General features: G+C 63.7%; 24 protein-coding genes. 4 read left to right on the top strand and 20 right to left on the bottom strand.

All coding sequences use genetic code 11. The annotated features are described in order from the left end of the window. Nucleotides 1-8 precede the first annotated feature (8 nt). Nucleotides 9-827 carry a 2,3,4,5-tetrahydropyridine-2,6-dicarboxylate N-succinyltransferase gene (gene dapD / locus LZ536_RS07365; protein WP_249847761.1) on the bottom strand — a complete coding sequence of 273 codons (819 nt, stop codon included), beginning with the start codon at nt 825-827 and terminating at the stop codon, nt 9-11. Continuing rightward, on the bottom strand, nt 817-1,497 hold the full coding sequence (locus LZ536_RS07360) for a pyrimidine 5'-nucleotidase (protein ID WP_431357919.1): 681 nt from the start codon (nt 1,495-1,497) through the stop codon (nt 817-819). The genes dapD and LZ536_RS07360 overlap by 11 nt, the downstream gene beginning before the upstream one ends. 111 nt (nt 1,498-1,608) lie before the next feature. Here LZ536_RS07360 and LZ536_RS07355 point away from each other — a divergent pair, with 111 nt between their 5' ends. Further along, on the top strand, nt 1,609-3,912 hold the full coding sequence (locus LZ536_RS07355) for a S8 family peptidase (protein WP_249847760.1): 2,304 nt from the start codon (nt 1,609-1,611) through the stop codon (nt 3,910-3,912). 9 nt (nt 3,913-3,921) lie between these two features. On the opposite strand, the gene LZ536_RS07350 is transcribed toward LZ536_RS07355, so the two are convergent. From LZ536_RS07350 to LZ536_RS07315, 8 genes are read right to left on the bottom strand one after another with little or no spacing between them, the layout of a single operon-like run. After that, nucleotides 3,922-4,281, bottom strand: a complete 360-nt coding sequence (locus tag LZ536_RS07350) for a HesB/IscA family protein (protein ID WP_249847759.1) — start codon at nt 4,279-4,281, stop codon at nt 3,922-3,924. Nucleotides 4,282-4,293: 12 nt separating this feature from the next. Further along, nucleotides 4,294-4,749: an SUF system Fe-S cluster assembly protein gene (locus LZ536_RS07345; protein ID WP_249848581.1), complete on the bottom strand. Its 456-nt coding sequence runs from the start codon at nt 4,747-4,749 to the stop codon at nt 4,294-4,296. Further along, a complete protein-coding gene (locus tag LZ536_RS07340; RefSeq protein WP_249847758.1) occupies nt 4,749-5,945 on the bottom strand; it encodes a cysteine desulfurase in 1,197 nt (398 codons plus the stop codon). Before LZ536_RS07340 ends, LZ536_RS07345 begins: the two co-directional genes overlap by 1 nt. Continuing rightward, nucleotides 5,942-6,679, bottom strand: coding sequence for a SufD family Fe-S cluster assembly protein (locus LZ536_RS07335; RefSeq protein WP_249847757.1), 738 nt, complete (start codon nt 6,677-6,679; stop codon nt 5,942-5,944). The genes LZ536_RS07340 and LZ536_RS07335 overlap by 4 nt, the downstream gene beginning before the upstream one ends. Then, on the bottom strand, nt 6,676-7,419 hold the full coding sequence (gene sufC, locus LZ536_RS07330; protein WP_249847756.1) for a Fe-S cluster assembly ATPase SufC: 744 nt from the start codon (nt 7,417-7,419) through the stop codon (nt 6,676-6,678). The genes LZ536_RS07335 and sufC overlap by 4 nt, the downstream gene beginning before the upstream one ends. Nucleotides 7,420-7,427: 8 nt before the next feature. After that, the gene (locus LZ536_RS07325; protein WP_249847755.1) at nt 7,428-7,796 is read right to left on the bottom strand and encodes a hypothetical protein; all 369 of its coding nucleotides are present in this window, start codon (nt 7,794-7,796) and stop codon (nt 7,428-7,430) included. Beyond that, nucleotides 7,793-9,262: a Fe-S cluster assembly protein SufB gene (sufB, locus tag LZ536_RS07320; protein WP_249847754.1), complete on the bottom strand. Its 1,470-nt coding sequence runs from the start codon at nt 9,260-9,262 to the stop codon at nt 7,793-7,795. The genes LZ536_RS07325 and sufB overlap by 4 nt, the downstream gene beginning before the upstream one ends. Next, nucleotides 9,259-9,660, bottom strand: a complete 402-nt coding sequence (locus LZ536_RS07315; RefSeq protein ID WP_249847753.1) for an RrF2 family transcriptional regulator — start codon at nt 9,658-9,660, stop codon at nt 9,259-9,261. The genes sufB and LZ536_RS07315 overlap by 4 nt, the downstream gene beginning before the upstream one ends. A 68-nt stretch (nt 9,661-9,728) precedes the next feature. Here LZ536_RS07315 and LZ536_RS07310 point away from each other — a divergent pair, with 68 nt between their 5' ends. Beyond that, entirely contained in the window at nt 9,729-10,766 is a 1,038-nt protein-coding gene (locus LZ536_RS07310) for a quinone-dependent dihydroorotate dehydrogenase (RefSeq protein WP_249847752.1), read from the top strand. On the opposite strand, the gene ggt is transcribed toward LZ536_RS07310, so the two are convergent. Then, nucleotides 10,763-12,469: a gamma-glutamyltransferase gene (ggt, locus tag LZ536_RS07305; RefSeq protein ID WP_249847751.1), complete on the bottom strand. Its 1,707-nt coding sequence runs from the start codon at nt 12,467-12,469 to the stop codon at nt 10,763-10,765. The genes LZ536_RS07310 and ggt overlap by 4 nt on opposite strands. Nucleotides 12,470-12,560: 91 nt before the next feature. On the opposite strand from ggt, the gene LZ536_RS07300 reads away from it, so the two are divergent. Further along, complete coding sequence (locus LZ536_RS07300; protein ID WP_249847750.1) at nt 12,561-14,306, top strand: AMP-dependent synthetase/ligase; 1,746 nt, start codon at nt 12,561-12,563, stop codon at nt 14,304-14,306. Between the two features lie 40 nt (nt 14,307-14,346). Here LZ536_RS07300 and LZ536_RS07295 read toward each other — a convergent pair whose 3' ends face one another. Genes LZ536_RS07295 through LZ536_RS07285 form a run of 3 tightly spaced genes read right to left on the bottom strand, consistent with a single transcriptional unit; the run spans nt 14,347 to nt 15,944 of the window. Continuing rightward, nucleotides 14,347-14,751, bottom strand: coding sequence for a hypothetical protein (locus tag LZ536_RS07295; RefSeq protein ID WP_249847749.1), 405 nt, complete (start codon nt 14,749-14,751; stop codon nt 14,347-14,349). Between the two features lie 51 nt (nt 14,752-14,802). Further along, nucleotides 14,803-15,522 (bottom strand): hydroxyacylglutathione hydrolase, encoded by a 720-nt coding sequence (gloB, locus tag LZ536_RS07290; RefSeq protein ID WP_249847748.1) that lies wholly within the window; start codon nt 15,520-15,522, stop codon nt 14,803-14,805. A 5-nt stretch (nt 15,523-15,527) separates the two neighbouring features. Beyond that, complete coding sequence (locus LZ536_RS07285; RefSeq protein ID WP_249847747.1) at nt 15,528-15,944, bottom strand: VOC family protein; 417 nt, start codon at nt 15,942-15,944, stop codon at nt 15,528-15,530. Between the two features lie 109 nt (nt 15,945-16,053). On the opposite strand from LZ536_RS07285, the gene LZ536_RS07280 reads away from it, so the two are divergent. Further along, on the top strand, nt 16,054-16,800 hold the full coding sequence (locus LZ536_RS07280) for an SIMPL domain-containing protein (RefSeq protein WP_249847746.1): 747 nt from the start codon (nt 16,054-16,056) through the stop codon (nt 16,798-16,800). 22 nt (nt 16,801-16,822) lie between these two features. Here LZ536_RS07280 and LZ536_RS07275 read toward each other — a convergent pair whose 3' ends face one another. The 6 genes from LZ536_RS07275 to LZ536_RS07250 are packed head-to-tail and all read right to left on the bottom strand — an operon-like array spanning nt 16,823 to nt 20,532. After that, nucleotides 16,823-17,551: a tetratricopeptide repeat protein gene (locus LZ536_RS07275; protein WP_249847745.1), complete on the bottom strand. Its 729-nt coding sequence runs from the start codon at nt 17,549-17,551 to the stop codon at nt 16,823-16,825. After that, nucleotides 17,548-18,318: an alpha/beta hydrolase family protein gene (locus LZ536_RS07270; RefSeq protein WP_431357939.1), complete on the bottom strand. Its 771-nt coding sequence runs from the start codon at nt 18,316-18,318 to the stop codon at nt 17,548-17,550. Before LZ536_RS07270 ends, LZ536_RS07275 begins: the two co-directional genes overlap by 4 nt. A 51-nt stretch (nt 18,319-18,369) precedes the next feature. Then, nucleotides 18,370-19,269 carry an alpha/beta fold hydrolase gene (locus tag LZ536_RS07265; RefSeq protein ID WP_249847743.1) on the bottom strand — a complete coding sequence of 300 codons (900 nt, stop codon included), beginning with the start codon at nt 19,267-19,269 and terminating at the stop codon, nt 18,370-18,372. Between the two features lie 12 nt (nt 19,270-19,281). Next, entirely contained in the window at nt 19,282-19,497 is a 216-nt protein-coding gene (locus LZ536_RS07260; protein WP_249847742.1) for a helix-turn-helix transcriptional regulator, read from the bottom strand. After that, entirely contained in the window at nt 19,494-20,096 is a 603-nt protein-coding gene (locus LZ536_RS07255) for a hypothetical protein (protein ID WP_249847741.1), read from the bottom strand. Before LZ536_RS07255 ends, LZ536_RS07260 begins: the two co-directional genes overlap by 4 nt. A 28-nt stretch (nt 20,097-20,124) precedes the next feature. Further along, the gene (locus LZ536_RS07250; RefSeq protein ID WP_249847740.1) at nt 20,125-20,532 is read right to left on the bottom strand and encodes a hypothetical protein; all 408 of its coding nucleotides are present in this window, start codon (nt 20,530-20,532) and stop codon (nt 20,125-20,127) included. Nucleotides 20,533-20,554 lie beyond the last annotated feature (22 nt).

Genomic DNA, 20,554 nt, shown 5'->3' with positions numbered 1-20,554 from the left:
TTCCCTGCTCAGTCCCTTAGTAGTTCATTGATGCTGGTTTTGGACCGGGTGCGCTCGTCGACGCGCTTTACGATCACCGCGCATGCAAGGCTGGGGCCGCCGTCCTTGGCCGGCAGTGTTCCCGGTACGACCACCGAATAGGCCGGGACGCGGCCGTACATAACCTCGCCGCTGGCACGGTCGACGATTTTGGTCGATGCGCCGATGAAGACGCCCATCGACAGCACCGCGCCCTGTTCGACGATAACGCCCTCGGCCACCTCCGAACGCGCGCCGACGAAGCAATCGTCCTCGATTATGACCGGTCCCGCCTGCAGCGGCTCGAGCACGCCACCAATGCCAGCGCCTCCGGAAATGTGGACGTTGCGGCCGATCTGCGCGCAGCTGCCGACCGTCGCCCAGGTGTCGATCATCGCTCCCTCGCCGACGCGGGCGCCGATATTCACGAAGCTCGGCATCAGCACTGCGCCCGGCGCGATGAAGGCGCCGCGGCGGACGATGGCGCCCGGCACCGCGCGGAAAGCCGCCTCGCCGAACTCGCGCTCGCCCCAGCCGGAGAATTTGGACGGCACCTTGTCCCACCAGTGTGCACCTCCCGGCCCGCCGGAGATCGCCTCCATCGGGTTCAGGCGGAACGAGAGCAGGACGGCCTTCTTCAGCCATTGGTTGACGCGCCAGTCGCCGTCGACCTTTTCGGCAATCCGGGCTTCGCCGCTGTCGAGCGAGGCGAGCGCGGCATCGACTGCCTGCCGGACCTCACCCTTTGTGTCGGCGCCAATGCTGTCGCGGGCTTCCCAGGCCGCATCGATCACGCTCTCAATCGTCATTGTCGTCCCCTAGAATATCTTCGAGCCAGTCGCCGACGTCGGCGATGACGAAATCGACATGGCCATCCTGGGCCAGATGTGCGCCGCGTTCGGAGCCATTGTCGACCCAGACGGTCGTCATTCCCAGAGCTTTCGCGGGTTTCAAATTCTGCGCCATGTCCTCGACCAGCACTGCGGCCTTTGGGTCGATCCCGTAGCGGCCAAGCAGCAGCTCGTAGCCATGCGGGTCGGGCTTGGGCCTGAGATCGCTGGCGTGGATGTCGTGGAGCTCGTCGAAATAGACGTGAACGCCGATCGCTTCGAGAACCCGGCGCGCATAAGGCGCATCGCCGTTGGTGAAGACGAACTTGCGCCCCGGCAGGCGCGCGAGGCCGGCCGCCAGCTTCGGATTGGCCTCAATCCGGTCGAGCGGGATGTCGTGCACCTCGTCCAGGAAGTGGTGCGGGTCGACGTCATGCTCCTTCATCAGGCCAGCGAGCGTCGTTCCATGCTCGTGGAAATGGGCCTTCTGGATACGCTTCGCCTCGACAAGGTCGACGTCCATCAGCCGCTGGATATAGGCACCCATGCGCTCGTCGATCAGCGCGAACAGACCCGCCGACGCCGGGTAAAGGCAATTGTCGAGGTCGAAGATCCAGTCGCGGATGTGGGCGAAGCGCGGTTCCAGCATGCGAGGACGCGCCTAGCCGCAAATAGGGCCTTCATCAAAATGAAAGGTTTTGTTAAGCATAAGATGCAAGGAAAGCCTTTGAATTACAGCTAGTTGAGTGGGGTGGGGTGAATGACCAAGAAGCTTCTGGCGACGAGCGGATTGGCGCTGGCGCTGATGCTCTCAGCGTGCGGCGGCGGTGGTGGTGCGGGCGGCCCGCCGGTCAATTCGACGCCGACTCCCACACCGACGCCGACTCCCACACCGACTCCAACGCCAACCCCCACGCCGACGCCGACACCGACGACCAGTCCCTATTATACGGCGGAGTATTTGCGCTCGAACGGCGCCAATTCGCACGGCGCGATTGTGGCCTATGATGCCGGCGCGACCGGCCAAGGCATCAAGATCGGCATTGTCGACACCGGCATCAATGCCAACTCGCCGGAGTTCGCGGGGCGTATCGATCCTGGATCCGGTGACGCGACGGGGGGCGGCCGCGGTGTCGGCGACTCCGACGGTCACGGCACGGCAGTGGCGGGCGTTGCGGCGGCGGCTCGCAACAATCTCGACACGATGGGCGTCGCATTCAACGCGACGATCATTTCGGAACGTGCGGATGATCCAGGGAGCTGCACCGGCACCGACGACTGCGTGTTCTTTGACAATGACATCGCGGCGGGTCTCGATGCAGCGCGCTTGGCCGGTGCCCGTGTCATCAATATGTCGCTTGGCGGATCAGCGCCCGGCCCGACTCTCAGCTCGGCGATCCAGCGAGCGGTCAACGCCGGTATCATCTTGGTTATTTCTGCTGGCAATGACGGCGAAACCGCCAAGGGGAACAACGCTGACCCGTTCGCCGCCATCCCCGCCCAGAACTATCCGAACAATGTCATCATCGCTGGGGCGGTGGGCCTCTATAACGGCACCAGCACAGACCTCGATCAGCTGGCCGACTTTTCCAACAAGGCCGGCACGAGTGCGCAGCACTATTTGACTGCGATCGGCACGCGTGTTCTTTCGCCGGACAATACCGGCACACTTTACCTATGGTCGGGAACCAGCTTTTCGGCGCCGGTGATCACGGGGGCGGTCGCGCTTCTCGCGCAGGCGTTCCCGAACCTGACGGCGGCGCAGATCATTTCCCTGCTCTACAGCACTGCGGATGACCTAGGCGCAGCTGGGGTCGACCCCATCTACGGGCAAGGCCGCCTCAACATCGCCCGAGCGTTCCAGCCAAACGGAACGACGACGCTCGCCAACAGTCAGGTCGCGGTCGGCGAGGGGACAAGCGGGGATCTGCCCCCGGCTGCCGGCGACGGCGGACTGATCGACGGCAAGCTCGGCGCCATCATTATCGACGGCTACAATCGCGCCTTCACTCTGAACCTCGCGCAATCGCTGCGCGCGGCGCAAGCCGACATGCCCCTTACTCGTGCGCTCCATAATGGGCAGACGGTGCGCGATAGCGCCGTGTCTGTTGGCCCGCTCAGCGTCGCGATGACCGTTGCGGAGACTCGCCAGTCAAATGGCGTTTTCGAGGCAGAGCGGCTCGGTATTGGCCCGGAGGATGCCCGCAAGGCGCGGGTCGTCGCCGGTGCCGCCGTTGCGCGACTCGACCGGAAGACCGCCTTGGCCTTGGGCCTTTCCGAAGGAGCCAAGGCACTGGAGCGCAAGCTATCCAACGCCGAATCTGGCGCCTTCCTCGTTGCTCGCGACGTTGGCGGCGAACCGGGCTTCGCGGCCAAGCGGGGCGCCAGCATGGCATTGCGCCGTAACCTTGGGCCGGTCGGAATGACCCTGTCGTCGGAGAGCGGCGAGGTTTGGCAGGATACGGCGAGCACGGCGAACGGATCGCCCTATCGCATGGCGACGGTCGCGATGGACCGCAATTTCGGCAAGACATGGCTGTCGGCAAGTGTGTCGAAGCTCGACGAGAAGGAGACCGTGCTCGGCGGCCGCTTGGGCGAGGCTTACGGCGGTGGCGGCTCGAGCAGTACCTTCCTCGACGTCGAGGCCCGGCGCCAGTTCGGTGACAATTGGCAGGCCAGCTTCAGCGCGCGTCGCGGCTGGACCAATTTCTCCAGCGGCAGCTTCCAGAGCGCGGCTTATGCCTTTGACCTGCAGAAATGGAACCTGCTCAGCGTAGGCGACCGCTTAGGTTTCCGGCTTGCACAGCCGCTCAGGATCGAAAAGGGCGGCCTCGGCCTCATGCTGCCGACGAGCTACAGCTACGCCACCGCCAGCGCCACCGAGAGCTGGTCGACCTTGTCGTTCACGCCTAGCGGGCGCGAGGTTGACGCCGAGGTCAACTATTCGCGGCCGTTCGCAGGTGGCTGGCTCGGCGGCAACATGTTCGCTCGCCGCCAGCCAGGGCATATTCAGTCGGCGGATACGGATGTCGGCGGTGCAGTCCGCTTCACCCTGGGATTCTAGGCGCTTCGCCTAGACGGTGAAGCTCTCGCCGCAGCCGCAGGCGCCCTTGGCGTTCGGGTTCTGGAACACGAAACCGGCGGCAAAATCGTCCTCGACCCAGTCCATGGTCGAGCCGATCAAGTACAGCAGCGACCCGCCGTCGACGTAGAACACGCCGCCAGGCGTCTCGATCTTCTCGTCGAACGCATTGCGCTCGCTGACGTAATCGACCGAGTAGGCGAGGCCTGAGCAACCGCGACGGGGCGTCGACAATTTGACGCCGATTGCGCCCTTGGGAGCCTTGCCCATCAGCTCGGCGATGCGGGCCTCGGCCGCTGGCGTCAGGATGATCGCGGCGGGACGCGCACGCACTTTCGATTCCCTATTCATTCCAAATACCGCTCACAGCATCCCCAATTCCAGGCGAGCTTCGTCGCTCATCTTGCTCGGGTCCCATGGCGGGTCCCAGACCAGTTTGACCTCTGCGTCGCGGATGCCCGGCACCGACAGGACGCGAAGCTCGACTTCAGCCGGCATGCTTTCGGCAACCGGGCAGTGCGGCGTCGTCAGCGTCATGGTGATGACCGCATCGCCATCCTCACTGATGTCAACGCCATAGATGAGACCGAGCTCATAAATGTCGACCGGGATCTCAGGGTCGAAGATGGACTTGAGCGCTTCGATCACCGACTCCATCAGCTGCCCGCCGGCGCCGCCCTGCGGCACTTCCGGTTTGGTCTCGGCGAGGAAGCCGGCGAGATAATCGCGCTTGCGCTCGAAGTCCGGCGTCACGCGCGCCCGCGGCGGGGTCTCGACGCCGTCGACCTCTTCTACCTCGATTTTTTTCTCTTCGCCCATCATTGCCCGAAAATCCGCAAGACCTTGTCGATGCCCTTCACCAGCGCCTCGATGTCCGAGGAGTCGCTGAAGGCGGCGAAACTCGCCCTCGCGGTCGCCGGAACGCCCAGCACTTTCATCAAAGGCTGGGCGCAATGGTGACCGGCGCGGATGGCGACGCCTTCGTCGTCCAATATGGTGCCGATGTCATGCGGGTGAACCCCGTGAATGGCGAAACTGACGATGCCGGCACTGTCCTCGGGACCGAACAGGCGAACGCTGTTGATACGACGAAGAGCTTCGCGGCATTCGTGCACCAGCGCCGTCTCATGCGCGTGGATGGCGTTGAGGCCGACGCTGTTCACCCAGTCGATCGCCGAATGTAGGCCGACAGCCCCGACGATATGCGGGGTACCGGCTTCGAAGCGCTGCGGCGGTGGCGCGAAGGTCGTCCTCTCGAACGTCACGCTGTCGATCATTGCGCCGCCACCCTGGTATGGCGGCAAGGCGTTCAGCAACTCGCCGCGTCCCCACAGGCAGCCGAGGCCAGTCGGACCATAGAGTTTGTGCGCTGACAGCGCATAGAAATCGCAATCGATATCCTGCACATCGACCGGAATTCGCGGCGCCGCCTGGCAGCCGTCGAGTAGCAGCAGCGCGCCTTTCGAATGCGCGATCTCGGCGGCACGCTTTGCGTCGAGGATCGAGCCCAGCACGTTCGAAACGTGCGCGAGGGCGACCACGCGATGCTGGTCGGAAATCATTCGTTCGGCGGCGTCGAGATCGATCAGTCCGTCGGCGGTGATCGGGACGACATCGATCGCATATCCGGCCAGCTGCCACGGGACGATGTTGGAATGATGCTCCAGCTCCGAAAGCAGGACGCGGTCGCGGCCGCCCTTCGGCAAGGTCTGCGCGACCAGGTTGATCGCCTCCGTCGCATTGCGCGTGAAGACCATCTCATTGGCGTTCGCTGCGCCGATAAATGACGCGACCGCCGCACGCGCATTTTCGTAGGCCTGCGTCATCACCGCCGAGCGCTCGTAAACGCCGCGGTGCACCGTCGCATAATCGCGGTCGTAGCCGCGCGTGATGGCGTCGATCACTGCCTGCGGTTTTTGCGCAGTCGCGGCGCTGTCGAGATAATGCCAGCCGGCGATGGCGGGGAATTCGCCACGCACCGACAGGGCCGGAGTGATGTTGGCGGCGACGTTCATGCCGTGACCACCTTCAACGCCGCACGCGCCGCTTCGCAGATCGCGTCGCTGCCCTCCGCATCGTCCCAAAGGCCCATGACGAAGCCTTCGAGCAGCAGCGCCTTGGCGCTCGCCGGATCGAGTCCGCGCGACATGGCGTAGAACAATTGGTTGGGATCGAGCTCACCGACCGTAGCACCGTGCGCGCACTTCACGTCGTCGGCGTAGATTTCCAGCTCGGGCTTGCAATTGGCCGTTGCGCCGCGGTCGAGCAGCATGGCCTTCACCGACTGCTCGCCGTCGCTCTGCTGCGCGTCGCGGGCCACCGCGACCTTGCCCAAATAGGAGCCGACGGCCTTGCCGCCGAGCACGCTGCGTACGACCTGGCGCGACACCGCCGACGGCGCGTCATGGCGGACGGTGGTGACGATCTCGAGATTCGATTCACCCGCGCCTATGTTCGCTGCGTTGAACGTAAAGTGCGAACCTTCGCGCAGCGTCACATCCAGTTCGATGCGGCCGTAATCGCGCGCATTGTTGAGCGCGAACAGCGACATTTCCGCGCCCGCTTCCAGCGTGATTTCCGCGCGCCGGACTTCGATGTCGTTGCCGTTCGGAAGCCAGATTTGCTGCACTTTTTTGTGCGCAGCAATCTGGATCGATCGCGGCGCCGCGAGCTGTTCCCACACCGACGACAAGGCGTCGATGTCGGCATAGCGAAATGCCTCCAGCTTGCGGGTCGGAAGCGCCGTCACGCAGCCGCCTCCGCATAGCCTTCGCGCTCCAGCTCCAGCGCCAGCTCGGGGCCGCCCGAACGCACGATTTTGCCCGTCGACAGCACATGCACCTTGTCCGGCTGCACATAATCGAGAAGCCGCTGGTAATGGGTGATCAGCAGCACGCCCTTGTCCGGCGCGCGCATGATGCGGTTGATCTCGCGGCCGACGGTTCGGAGGGCATCGATGTCGAGCCCACTGTCCGTCTCGTCGAGCACCGCGAAGCGCGGGCGCATGATGCCCATCTGCACCATCTCGGCGCGCTTCTTCTCGCCGCCGGAAAAGCCGACGTTGACCGGCCGCTTCAACATCTCCGCGTCCATCCCGAGCTCGGCGGCCTCGGCACGCGCCAGCTTAATGAATTCCGCGCCCGAAAGCTCGGCCTCGCCGCGCGCCCGGCGCTGCGTGTTCAGGCTCTCACGGATGAACTGCAGCGACGAGACGCCGGGGATTTCGACCGGATATTGGAAGCCCAGGAACAGACCAGCGGCCGCGCGCTCGTGCGGCTCGAGGGCGAGCAAATCCCGGCCGTCGAACGTCACCGAACCCTCGGTCACTTCGTAGCCGGGCCGCCCGCCGAGCACGTAGGCGAGCGTCGACTTGCCGGCGCCGTTCGGGCCCATGATGGCATGTACTTCACCGGCCGGAACGCTGAGCGTGAGCCCATCGATGATCGGCTTGCCGGCAACCGTCGCGTGGAGGTGTTTGATACTCAGCATTCGTTCGTTCACTTCACCTCGGCCGGCATCATCAGGCCCAGCTTCTTTGCGTAATTCTTCTCAACCCCAAGCAATGCATGATCGAGGTCGCGCTTGACGTTGGCGGATTCCTTCCCGCTCAAATTGGCGGTCGCATGCTTCACCATTGCGTCGTGCAACGCGAGGCACTTGTCGAAGCCCTGCTGCTTCACGTCTTGGGTCGCAGGGCCCGTGTCGGTCACCGCCTGGTCGAGGCATTTGTGCTCAAGCTGGACGAAAGGCGCGGTATCCACCCCTCCAGCACTGGAGCTGCCGTAAGAGCTGGACGGCGGTGCGCCGTAGCTGCCCCCATATTGGGCGAGCACGAGGGTGGCGGCTGTGAATGCGATACTGATCATCCCACGCTTCCTTCCAGAGAAATGCCAAGCAACTTCTGTGCCTCGACCGCGAACTCCATCGGCAGTTGCTTCAAGACCTCGCGTGCGAAACCGTTGACGATCAGTGCGACCGCCGCTTCCTGATCCAGGCCGCGGCTCATCGCGTAGAACAATTGGTCCTCGCTGATCTTCGACGTCGTCGCTTCATGCTCGATTGTCGCGGTCGGGTTCTTGACCTCGATATAGGGCACCGTGTGCGCGCCGCATTTATCGCCGAGCAGCAGGCTGTCGCACTGCGTGAAGTTGCGCACATTCTCGGCGCCTGGAAGCACGCGCACCAGGCCGCGATAGGTGTTGTTCGACTTGCCCGCGGAAATGCCTTTGCTGACGATGGTGGATCGCGTGCCCGCGCCGATGTGCACCATCTTGGTGCCCGTGTCGGCCTGCTGGCGGTTGTTGGTCAGCGCCACCGAATAAAATTCGCCGACGCTGTTCGCGCCTTTCAAAATGCAGCTCGGATATTTCCAGGTGATCGCGCTGCCGGTCTCGACCTGCGTCCACGACGCCTTCGACCGATCGCCGCTGCACAACGCGCGCTTGGTGACGAAGTTGAAGATGCCGCCCTTGCCCTCGGCATCACCCGGATACCAGTTCTGGACGGTCGAGTACTTCACCTCGGCATCCTCGTGCGCGAAGATCTCGACCACCGCGGCATGCAGCTGGTTCTCGTCGCGCATCGGCGCCGTGCAGCCTTCGAGATAGCTGACATAGCTGCCCTTGTCGGCGACGATCAGTGTGCGCTCGAACTGGCCCGTATTCTCGGCGTTGATCCGGAAATAGGTGCTCAATTCCATCGGGCAGCGGACGCCTTCGGGAATGTAGACGAAGGTGCCGTCGGAAAAGACTGCGCTGTTCAAACAGGCGAAGTAATTGTCGCGCTGCGGAACGACGCTGCCGAGGTACTTTTTGACCAGCTCCGGATGCTCGCGGATCGCTTCCGAAATCGACAGGAAAATGACCCCGGCCTTTGACAATTCCTCGCGGAACGTGGTGGCGACGGAAACGCTGTCGAACACGGCGTCGACGGCAACCTTGCGCGCGCCTTCGACGCCGGCGAGCACCTTCTGCTCCTCGATCGGGATGCCGAGCTTCTCGTAGGTGCGGCGGATTTCCGGATCGAGATCGTCGAGCGACTGCAGCTTCGGCTTGGACTTGGGCGCCGCGTAATAATAAGCGTCCTGATAATCGATCGCCGGAATTTCGAGCTTGGCCCAGTCGACCTCCTCCATCTCCAGCCATGCGCGATAGGCCTTCAGGCGCCAGTCGAGCATCCACTCGGGCTCGTTTTTCTTGGCGGAGATGAAGCGGACCGTGTCCTCGTTCAGGCCCTTGGGCGCGAACTCCTGCTCGACCTCGGTCGCAAAGCCCCATTCATAATCCTGGGCGACGCGCTCGCGCAGTTCCTTGTTCTGGACGTCGTCGGTCATTGCGCCAGTTCCTGCAGCGAGACCGCGCCCAGCGCCCCGCGCACCCGCTCACCGATAATGCCCATGTGCGGCTTCACGCGGCAGTGCTTGTCGAGCAGGCATTCGTGATTCACGCCGTCGGCACATTGCGTCATGACGAACGGGCCTTCGACCGCCTCGACGATGTCTGCCAGGCTGATCGCGACGACGTCGCGGTTGAGCGAGAAGCCGCCGCCCTGGCCGCGCATGCTCCGCAGCAGGCCGGCATTGGCGAGCAGGCCCATCAGTTTCTGGGCGGTTGGCAGCGGAACGCCGGTCTCGGCGGCAAGCTCGTTGGCGCTCAGGCGCTCGCCCGTTTCGCGCCGGGCGGCGGCGGTCATCAGCACGACTGCATAGTCGGCAAGGTGGGTGAGTCGCATCTAATCGGAGCTTTCCAGTCCGATTTAGGCGCTTGGCGTCCAAAACTCAACCGTCTAGGCCTTGCGCCATGGCGCTTTACCCGCTCCTCCGGCCGTTGGTCTTCCGCCTGGATGCGGAACGCGCGCACCGCGCGACCATCGCGGCGTTGAAGTGGTCGCCTGGCCGTCGCCAGCCTGCCTTTCCGGGCTCGCTGACAACCAGCGTCGCCGGTCTGGGCTTCCCGTCGCCGGTCGGGCTGGCGGCAGGCTTCGACAAGGATGCGGAAGTTCCCGACCGGATGCTTGGCCTGGGTTTCGGATTCGTGGAGATCGGCACGCTGACACCAGTGCCACAGGCCGGGAACGACAAGCCTCGCCTGTTCCGTCTCAAGGAAGACCGCGCCGTCATAAACCGCATGGGTTTCAACAATCGCGGCCAGGCGGATGCGCTGGAGCGGCTGACAAAGCGCGACCGCAGCCGCGGTATCGTCGGCGTGAATATCGGCGCGAACAAGGATTCGCCCGATCGCATCGCCGATTATGTCGCCGGCGTCCGGGCCATGTCGCCGGTCGCCGATTACCTGACGATCAACATCAGCTCGCCCAACACGCCGGGACTTCGCCAGCTCCAGGATGAAGGCGCGCTGCGCGCCTTGCTGTCGGCGGTGCAGGAAGCGCGGACGGTTGGCGGCCCACCGGTCTTTTTGAAGGTCGCTCCTGATCTGGGGGAGGGCGAGCCTGACCAGATCGTCCGCGTTGCCATGCAGCACAAGGTCGATGCGATCATCGTCGCCAATACGACGGTTTCGCGACCGCCGCTCCAATCGCGCTTCGCCAATGAGACCGGAGGCCTGTCCGGCGAACCGCTCAAGACACTGGCGCTCGATGCATTGCGCCGCTTTCGCTCGGCCAGTGGGGGCGCCATTCCGCTGGTAGCCGCCGGAGGCATTGCCTCCGCCGACGATGCCTGGGTGCGCATCCGCTTCGGAGCCAGCCTCGTCCAGATCTATTCGGCCATGGTCTATGAAGGCCCCGGCCTTGCCCGCCGGATCGCCAGGGGCCTCGCCGCCAAGCTCACCGAAGAGAATCTCGCCAGCATCGCCGAAGCCGTCGGCGGCGAGCGCTAGCGCGGCAAGGTCAGGACTACACCTTCGCGCCGAGGGTCGTAGCCGCCGTCGACCTGCCGATTGCGGATCATCACCGCGTGGACTCCGCTGTCCTCGCCCTGGCCCGGCTTCAAATCAATGCCCTTGGCCTTGAGCGCGGCCAATATCTCGGGACTGAACTTGGTAACCTCGCCGTTGAAATTGGGTCCGCGGGCGACGAGGTTCGGCACCGCCAGCGCTTCCTGCGTCGGCAAATTCCAGTCTATCGCCGCGACCATCGATTTGGCGACAAAGGCGATGATCGAATTGCCGCCGGCCGACCCGAACGCACCGGCAAAATTGCGATCGCCGTCGAGCATCAGCAGCGGAGTCATTGACGAGCGCGGGCGCTTGCCCGCTGCCACGGCGTTGGCGGCGGGCCGGCCCTCGGCATCGACCGGTGTGAATGAGAAATCGGTCATCTGGTTGTTGAGGAAGAAGCCATCCACCATCCGCCCGCTGCCGAAAATGGATTCAACCGTGGTGGTCATCGAAACGACATTCCCGGCTGCGTCCCGGATGATGAAGTGCGATGTGCCGGTCGGCTCGTAGGTATGATCGGCGGCCATCGCCGGCGCCAAAGCGGGATTGCCCGCGGCGGGCGGCGGGCCTGCCATGTCGCCAATCAGCTTCGCGCGGTCTGCCAGATAGTCGGGCGCCAGCAAGCCGTTGGCAGGTACATTGGTGAAGGCCGGATCGCCGACATAACGGTCGCGGTCGGCATACATCAGGCGGCTGGCTTCGGCGAAAAGGTACCAGGCGTCGGGATCGTTGGGGCCGCGCCGGTCGATGTCTGTATGCTCCAGCAACCCAAGCAGTTCCAATGTTCCCACGCCGCTGCCCGGCGGCGGCGGAGTGCAGACCAAGTAAACACGATAGGGTGCGCACAGCGGCTCGCGCTTGATCGGTTTGTAGTTGGCAAGGTCGGCCATGGTCATCGAGCCTGCCAGCGGCGCGACGCGAGTCCGCGCGACGATGCGCGCACCCGTTTCGCCGCCATAGAGCGCGGCCGGTCCCTGGCTCGCCAGCCGGCGGAGGAAGGCGGCGTAGGCTTTGTTGACCAGCCGATCTCCGGCCTTGACCAGCGCACCGCCGGGTCCCTGATGGAAGTAGGCAATCACGTCTGGAGCGCCATTCTCCGGCACGGGATAAACGACCAGCTTCGCGAGGCGCGGGCTGACGATGAAGCCCTCGTCCGCCGTCCGTTCGGCCGAGCCGAACAGGCTATTCCACGGGAGCTTGCCGTGCTCGTCATGAGCAAGGGCCAACATCTTGACCGCGCCCGGAACGCCCGTCGCCCGGCCGCTCAGTACGGCCTGCTCGAACGGCAGTGGCCGGCCGGAGGAATCGAGGAACATGTCCGGCGTTGCCTGCGCCGGTGCCACTTCGCGGCCGTCATAAGCCATGACCTGTTTCGAGGCGGCATCATAGTAGGTCATGAAGGCGCCGCCGCCGATGCCGGAGCTCTGCGGTTCGACCAGGCCCAGCATCGCCTGCACCGCGATCGCCGCATCGACCGCGCTGCCGCCGCGCTTCAGGACATTGAGGCCAGCTTCGGCCGCAAGCGGATTGGCGGCAATGACGAACGGCTGCTCGTTGGGCGCGGTCGTTCCAGCCGGAACGGAAACACAGCTGACGAGGCCAAGGAAAGCGGAGACGCAGGCGAACAGGCGGGTAATGCGCATGCGGTGCGCCTAGCCCAGACTGGCCGCTCTTCCAAGCAGGTGGCGCTTCGCCCTCGATGAGCTAAGAAGGCGCACAATTCGGGGGAGAGGAATGGCGCGTCAGCTCGAACGTTTCGAAAATCTGGTCTCGATGTTTTTTACGCGCGCAGGCGAACGTGGTGGGAAGCCGTTTCTCTGGGCCAGGCGCGACGGCAAGTGGGTATCGATCAGCTGGAATGAAGCGGCGCGCCAGGTTGCGGCGCTGGCCGCGAGCCTCAAGAAGCTCGGCCTGGAGCCCGGCGACCGCGTCATGCTGGTCAGCGAGAACCGACCGGAATGGCTGATCGCCGACCTCGGCATCATGGCCGCAGGTTGCGTGACCGTGCCTACCTACACAACCAACACAACCCGCGACCACCAGCATATTCTCGGCAATTCCGGCGCACGCGCGGTCATTGTTTCGACTCAGAAGCTGGCGAAGCAGTTGATCCCGGCAGTGATGTTCGCGTCGGAATGTCATCACATCATCGGCATCGAAGACATTCGCACGGGCCAGACCCAGGAGGTCGCGCAATTTCATCATTGGGCGGAGCTGGTGGACGGCCCCGCGGATATCGGCGGGACGGCGGACGCTTCCGCCACAGTCGGCCGCGATGATCTTGCCTGCCTGATTTACACCTCGGGCACTGGCGGCGCGCCGCGCGGGGTGCAGCAGCACCACGGCATGATCCTGCACAATGTCGAAGGCTGCATCGACGTCATTTCGACCGATTTCGGCTGGGATGAGGAGGTCTTCCTCTCTTTCCTGCCTGCAAGCCACGCGTACGAGCATACCGGTGGCCAGCACTTCCCGATCGCGCTTGGCGCGGAGATTTATTACGCCGAGAGCCTAGAGAAGCTCGCCGCCAATATAGAGGAGGTGAAGCCGACGATCATGGTCGTCGTGCCGCGGCTGTTCGAAATGCTTCGCGCCCGCATCTTGAAGACCATCGAGAAAGACGGCGGACTGCCCGCCTATCTCCTTAGCCGCGCGCTATCGATCGAGGCCAAGCGCTATGCGGGCAAGAAGAACCCGCTCGACCTGCCGATGGACGGAATACTCTCACTTACCTTGCGCAAGAAAGTGAACAAGAAGTTCGGCGGCCGGATGAAAGCGATGGTGTCAGGCGGCGCCCCGCTAAACACCGACGTAGGCCTGTTCTTCCAGGCGATGGGCCTGCCAATGCTGCAGGGCTATGGCCAGACCGAAGCCGGACCGGTGATCAGCTGCAACCGTCCCCAGGCGGGGATCCGCATGGAGACAGTCGGCCCACCGCTGATGAACACGGAGATCCGCATTGCCGAGGATGGCGAAATCCTCGTCCGCGGCGAGCTCGTCATGCATGGCTACTGGCGCAATCCCGAGGAAACCGCGCGAGTGCTGAGCGATGGATGGCTTGGCACGGGCGATGTCGGCCACCTCGATGCCAAAGGCCGCATCGTCATCACCGATCGCAAGAAGGATCTGATCGTCAACGACAAGGGCGACAATGTTTCCCCGCAACGGGTTGAGGGCATGCTGACCCTGCAGCCGGAGATCGCGCAGGCGATGGTTCATGGCGACCGCCATCCATATTTGGTCGGCCTGCTGGTTCCCGACCCGGAATATGCCAATCATCCCGATTTGCAGCAGCTGCTCGGCAAGGCTGTCGATCGCGTGAATGCCGAGTTGTCGGTTGTTGAAAAGGTACGACGCTTCATCCTCGCGGATGAGTCCTTCACGGTGGAGAACGAACAACTGACGCCGTCGATGAAAATCCGGCGGCACGTCATCAAGGCGGCCTATGGAGACCGCCTCGACGCGCTTTACAAGAAGTAAGCCGCCCCGCCTGTCCGGGGCCAGGCGACTATGGGTTCGCCTAGCTCGGCTTGTATGGAATGAAGTCGCCGAGTGAGCAGGCGCCCACGGACATGCCGGACGAATTGTCGACCACCGTCGCCAGGTCGCCGCGGCACAATTGCGGGCCGAAATTCTTCGTCACCAACGCGCGGCCGCTCTGGTGCAGATTGTTGCAGCCTCCGAGCGGATGATTGACGTAGGTTGTCCGCCCATCCCTGAAGAGGATGGTATTGTCATCGATGATCGTCATGTCGTTCGATCGATAGGTCGGCAGGCATTTCTCGGCCTTGCCAGCTACCTTGCCCGCCAGAGCGTGATCATATTCGCGCTGGGCCTGGGCTGAACGCTGGATCGGTTCACTGGCGGTGGCACAGGCGCACAGGCCGACCGCAACGGATGCAAGCATGAAAAGGCGCATCGTCATTCCCCTTAGAGTTTGGTCGCTCCCTGAAAGGCATCAAAACGCCTTCCGTGATTAACCGAAGCTGTCTTTCGTCTGCCGAAGCCGCGCCAGTTCATCAACGCTATGGGCGCGCATGAAGGGATTGGTGCGGCGTTCTTCGCCGATCGTCGTGGGCAATGTCACCTCGCCGCGTTCGCGCAGATCCTCGACTCGCTGGAGTCGCGCTGCAAGGTCGGCATTGTCCGGCTCGACCGTCACCGCGAAACGCGCGTTCGCCAGCGTATATTCGTGACCGCAATAGACTCGCGTGTCCTCGGGCAATGCCGCTAGCCGCTGGAGATTGGCGTGCATCTGGGCGGCAGTGCCCTCGAACAGGCGGCCGCAGCCCATGGCGAACATCGTATCGCCGACGAAGATCGCCTTGGCGGTTGGGAAATAAATGGCGATGTGGCCGGCTGTATGGGCCGGAATGTCCCAGATATTCGCTTCCAGGCCGCCGAGTCGGACATGGTCGCCTTCACCGACAATCCGATCAGGCTCGTAAACCTTGCGGACCTCCGTCGGACCTGTGACCGGCGCACCGGTCGCCTCGTGGATGGCCTGGTTCCCGCCCGTATGGTCGGGATGCCAATGCGTGTTGAAGACCTGCGAGATCTGCCACCCGCGCGCTTCGGCCGCCTCGATCACCGGCGGTCCGACGGAAGGATCGACCGCCGCTGTCTCGCCGCTATCGCTATCGTGAATCAGCCAAACGTAATTATCATTCAGGACCGGGACTGGGACGATCTCCATAGCCCTCACCATTCGCCCGTGTTCGGCATGGAAGCCCAGGGTTCGGCCGGCGCCTTGCGCTCACCCTTCTGCAGCAGTTCAATCGAGATGTTGTCGGGGCTGCGGACGAAAGCCATGTGGCCGTCGCGTGGCGGGCGGTTGATGGTCACACCATTGTCGGCGAGCCGTTGGCAAGTCTCGTAGATATCGTCGACCTGATAGGCGAGATGGCCGAAGTTGCGGCCGCCGGCATAGCCTTCTTCGCCCCAATTGTAGGTGAGTTCGACCTCGCCTCCCTCATCCCCGGGAACGCCGAGGAAAATGAGGGTGAACTTGCCTTGTTCATTCTCCATCCGTCGCCGCTCCTCGAGCCCCAATAGTTGAAAGAATGCAACAGTCGCCTCGGGATCGCTCACGCGGATCATGGAATGGAGGAATTTCACTTTGGCCTCGCTCAGTTCATCGCTATATAGGCACGGTTCGTCGCAGCCGTGGCCGGCGATTGTGACCGGTGGCTGCACTTCATGCGGACGAACGCAGGGTATCCCTAACATGATCCAGAAGCTGCAGGACAGCCGTGCCGTCCTTTTGGGCGCGGTGGCGATTTTTGCTTTGGGTTTGACTTCAAGCGGCTATGCGCTGGGCGACGGTCTCCGGCGGTACAAGCTGGCCGAGCACAGAACGGTGACCGTGCGAGGTGTTTCCGAACGCGATGTCACAGCGGACCTAGCGACCTGGTCGATCGGCTTTTCCTACCAGGGGACCGAGCTGGCGTCCGTCCAAGGCTCGGTCGACCAACAGGCGCGGTCGGTCCGCGCATTCTTTCAGCGCGCGGGTTTCAAGTCGGATGAGATTACGGATGTGGACGTCACGCTCAGCCATTCACAGCCGACCGACCGCTATGGCGCGCCGGCCGGTCCGCAGTTGTTGACGGTCAGCCGCTCGATCCAGCTTCGGACCAACGACGTGATGAAGACGCGAGCGGCCTATGCCCGGCAGGCGGAATTGCTCCGCGACGGCGTCGAACTGTCGAGCAGCAACGTCACGTACACCTTTACGAAGCTCAACGATCTGAAGCCGGAAATGATTGCCGAGGCAAACCAGAATGCGCGGCGCAGCGCTCAGCAGTTCGCAAGCGACAGCGGCGTGGCGGTCGGCAAGCTGAAGACCGCCAGCCAGGGCTATTTCTCGGTGGGTGCGCGCGACGGCGAAGATTGCGATGACTGCGGCTCGTCCGGTGGCAGTTCGCCGTTCCAGAAAGTCCGCGTCGTGACGACGATCGATTACGATTTGGGCTAGGCCGAATGCGGGGACGGGAAGGCTAGTTCTTCTCGTCCTCGATCGGTTCTTTGGTCACCTTGTTCGTGACCGTCAGAGGCACATCCATCATCGCCAGTGCACGGCGGGCGGCATCGCCCGACTTGCCCTTGGGATCGGCGTTCGAAGCGCGCGTCCAGTAATCGCGCGCCTTGTCGTCTTCGCCGGCAAACTCGTAGACGTGGCCGGCTTCGAACAGGACCGTCGGATCATTGGGTTCCAGGGCCAGCGCTTTCCCGATTGCGATCTTGGCCGTCGTGGCGTCCTGCTCGCGGATCGCCAATGCCGCCGAGAAATACCAGAGAAATGCATCCCCGCTGATGGTGACGGAGGCCGCTGTGACCTTGGCGCGGGCGGTCTTGAAATCGCCTTGCGCCTCGGCCGCGCGGGCGCGATCGAGCAGGGCCTCACCTCGCTGGTCGGCGAGAAGGCCGGTCCCGCTCAGCGCCTTGTCCAGCGCGACGGCCGCCTTGCCCGGCTCGCCTGCGGCGATCCACATATTGCCGGCGGCAGCAAGCATGCGGTCGGCGGCGGCGTCTCCGGGCTTCTGCGCTAGCGCGGCAGATTCGAATGTGCTCGCGGCCTCGGTGAAACGTCCGGCCTTTTGGGCTGCCAGCGCCTCGCAGATCTTCTGGCCGGCGTCGTCCATATTGCCGCATTGCCCGGCTTCGGCAGTGACGGCCGGCGAGGCCGCCGGCTGCGCGGCAGAGAGAAGGGCGGCAAGCAGGATCATTGAATTTTCTCCGCGAGGACGGCGATGGTCCGCACGATCGTCTCGATTTCGTGCGGCTTCGACAGCCGGTGGTCGCCCCACTTGATGATGTTTAGCTGGACATCGCCTGAATGGGCGTCCTGCAGCAGCTTGAAGGCGACGCCGATCGGCACGTCCTCGTCGGCATCGCCGTGGACCAGCCGCACGGCGCAATCGAGCATGACCGGCTTGTGCAGCAGTCGCATGGCCGCGCCCGATTCGAAGAAGGCGCGATGCGTGACCTGCGGCTCCTCTCCATAAGGACTGGGCTGTTCCAGCTTGCCGCTCTGCTGCAGCTCCGCCTTTTGCTCCGCGGTGAATCCCCAGTCGGTGAAGTCCGGCGCGGCCGCCACGCCAACAATGGCCTTCACGCGCTCCGGCCGCTTCTGCGCGGCATGCAGCGCGAGCCATCCGCCCATGGACGATCCGATCACGACGACCGGACCTTCAACAAGCTGGTCGATCGCGGCGATGACTTCATCGAGCCAGCGATCCAGGGTCCCCTCGGCGAAATCGCCGCCGGACGAGCCGGTGCCGGAATAATCCAGGCGAAGGTAGGCGAGGCCCGACACTGCGGCGAAGACGTCGATCTCGCTCGCCTTGGTGCCGTCCATGTCGGAAGCATAGCCTGGCAGGAAGACCAGGGTTGGGCCTTTGATCTGCGGCTTCGCCGGCCTGAGCCGATAGGCGATTCGGCGGCCGTCGCCGGGATCGAAATAGGAAAGCGGGGCAGGTTCGGGGCGGGGCATGGCGTTCATGGATGGGGCGGGTAGCAAGCTCCCCGCCTGGCCGCCAGCCACCTACTTGGCGAGAAACGCCTCCACCGCCGCCTCGAACGCCTGCGGCTGGTCGAGCATGACCATGTGGCCAGCATCGCCGATGTCGGCGTAATGGACGTTTGGCGCTCCGGCATATTGCTTGCCGTAGAAGGCGAGAGTCCTTTCCTTGCCGAACGCGCTATCGCTCCAGGGTACGACAATGGTGATGGGCGCCTTGATCGCCGGCAGCAGGGGTCGGGCGTCCGTCGTCATGTCCTCGTAGAGCGCACGAGCGGTGACGCGAGAGTCGGCCGCGGCGGACCATTTCCTTGTCAGGACCAGGCTTTCGGGCTTCAGCGCCAGACCTCTCACATTGGCTTCAATCACCGCCGGATCGACAGGCTTGCCATAGGTCGCCGCGACCTGGTCGCGCATCATCGTCGCAATCGGGCGCGCCTGTTCGACCGTTACATTGGGGTCCATGAGCACCGGAAAGAACGGCAAGGCGTCGACGATCATCAATGCCTTCACGTCCTCGGGATGGGCATTCGCGAAGAGCAGGCTGGCCAGCCCACCCATCGAATGACCAACGAGATGGACAGGCCCGATCTTCTCGCGCTGGAGGTACGCGTGCAGGTCATTCCCGATGCCGGCCAGGATGTCCTGGTCGAGATTGGCACCCGGGTCATCGCCGCCGAAGCCGTTCACCTGCACGAGCAGGAGGCGATGGGCCTTGCGGATCTCTGCCGCCGCGGATTCCCAGACTTCTCGCGGACAGGACAGGCCGGGAATGAGAACGACCGGCGACCCCTTGCCTTCGGCGACTATGGAAATGTGCGGCAGGCGAACCTCCGCCGGTTGACTCTGGGTGGCCGGCGCCGCTTGGGCAGCAGACAAAGGGGTGGCGAGCGCCGCAGCAGCGGCGAGAAGAAGCATGCGCATTGGATTTCCCTTTTAGATGGCTTTGGACTGATGCTGGGTCGGAGAGCTGAACACCTGCTCGATGGCGAGCCCGAACAGCTCGGCGATCCGGAAGGCGAGGGGCAGCGACGGGTCGTATTTGCCGGTTTCAATGGCGTTAACACTCTGCCGGGATACGCCGAGCCGGTCGGCAAGATCGCCCTGGCTCCAGCTCCGCTCGGCGCGGAGGATCTTCAGCCGGTTGTTCACGCGCGCCTCCCGGGCAGGCAATTGGCGAGCCCAAGCCCAAGCGCGAAGACCGGGACGGCGGCCCAGGAGGGCACGTGCGGCACCAGTCCGAACTGTTCGAAGAAGCCCCAGATTGTCGCCAGGACCAATAAGGTGCCGAGACCGAAGAGCGATGCCCGGATGTGCCGGGAGCGTTGATACTCGTCCTCTTCTTCCGCAACCAGGCGCGCCATTGCGACGACCATCACCAAGACGCCGATCGACGGCAAAAACCCGATAAGAAAAGCGAGCGGCCCGCCCGGGCGGATCAGTTCATCGGCCCAAATCGCGCCGAACAAGCCGACGACGTAGACAGCGCTCGCGACGAGCATACGCCGGTTGTAGCGGCCCATTGCGACCGAGAAATTGCCCTCGGCCTTGGCCTTGCCTTCTCCGACCCGCACAATGGCGATCGTAAAGGCACCGGCCAGCAAGGCAATCAATATGGCACCCACCCATCCTAGGTCGAAGAAGATCATGGCAACCGCGGCAGCACTCAGCGCCACCATTTCCAGGGCGACCACCAGAACGAGCTGCTTGCGGCGGCCGGCCTGTGCGGAATCTTGAACAGCAATATTCATGTCAGGCTCCTGTACGATGGGGCGAAGGTCAGCAGCCGCGCTCGCCAAGCGTGAGCTTGTTCGCAATGCCGCCGATACCGAGGCCGAAGAACCAGACGACGACGATGTAATAACCGTCGGCGTGGCCAACGAGCTCGAAGTTGTCGAGGAAGCCCCAGATGGTGGCGACACTCATCGTGAAGCCGCTCGCCCATAGGATCTGCCGGACCATCAGCATGCGGACATATTCGTCCTCTTCCTCGACCAAATAGCGGCCGATTGCGACGAAGATGCCGACGATCGGCAGCGCCGGGAGGACCGCAGCGACATATTTCCAGGCGCCGGGAATAAGGGCGTGCTTGAAGCCGTAGACGGCGGGCAGCAGGAAGGCCGCGTAGGCCAAGCTCAGCCAGATGACGCGCCAATTATAGCGTTTCCAGGCCGGAGTGCGTAACATGTCAAGCATCCTTCTCAGGTTG

It is taken from the genome of Sphingomonas alba, from assembly GCF_023516555.1.
Taxonomy (GTDB): domain Bacteria; phylum Pseudomonadota; class Alphaproteobacteria; order Sphingomonadales; family Sphingomonadaceae; genus Sphingomicrobium; species Sphingomicrobium album.
The sequence above is the reverse complement of the archived record's forward strand: the minus strand, read 5'-3'. Positions and strand labels throughout refer to the sequence as shown.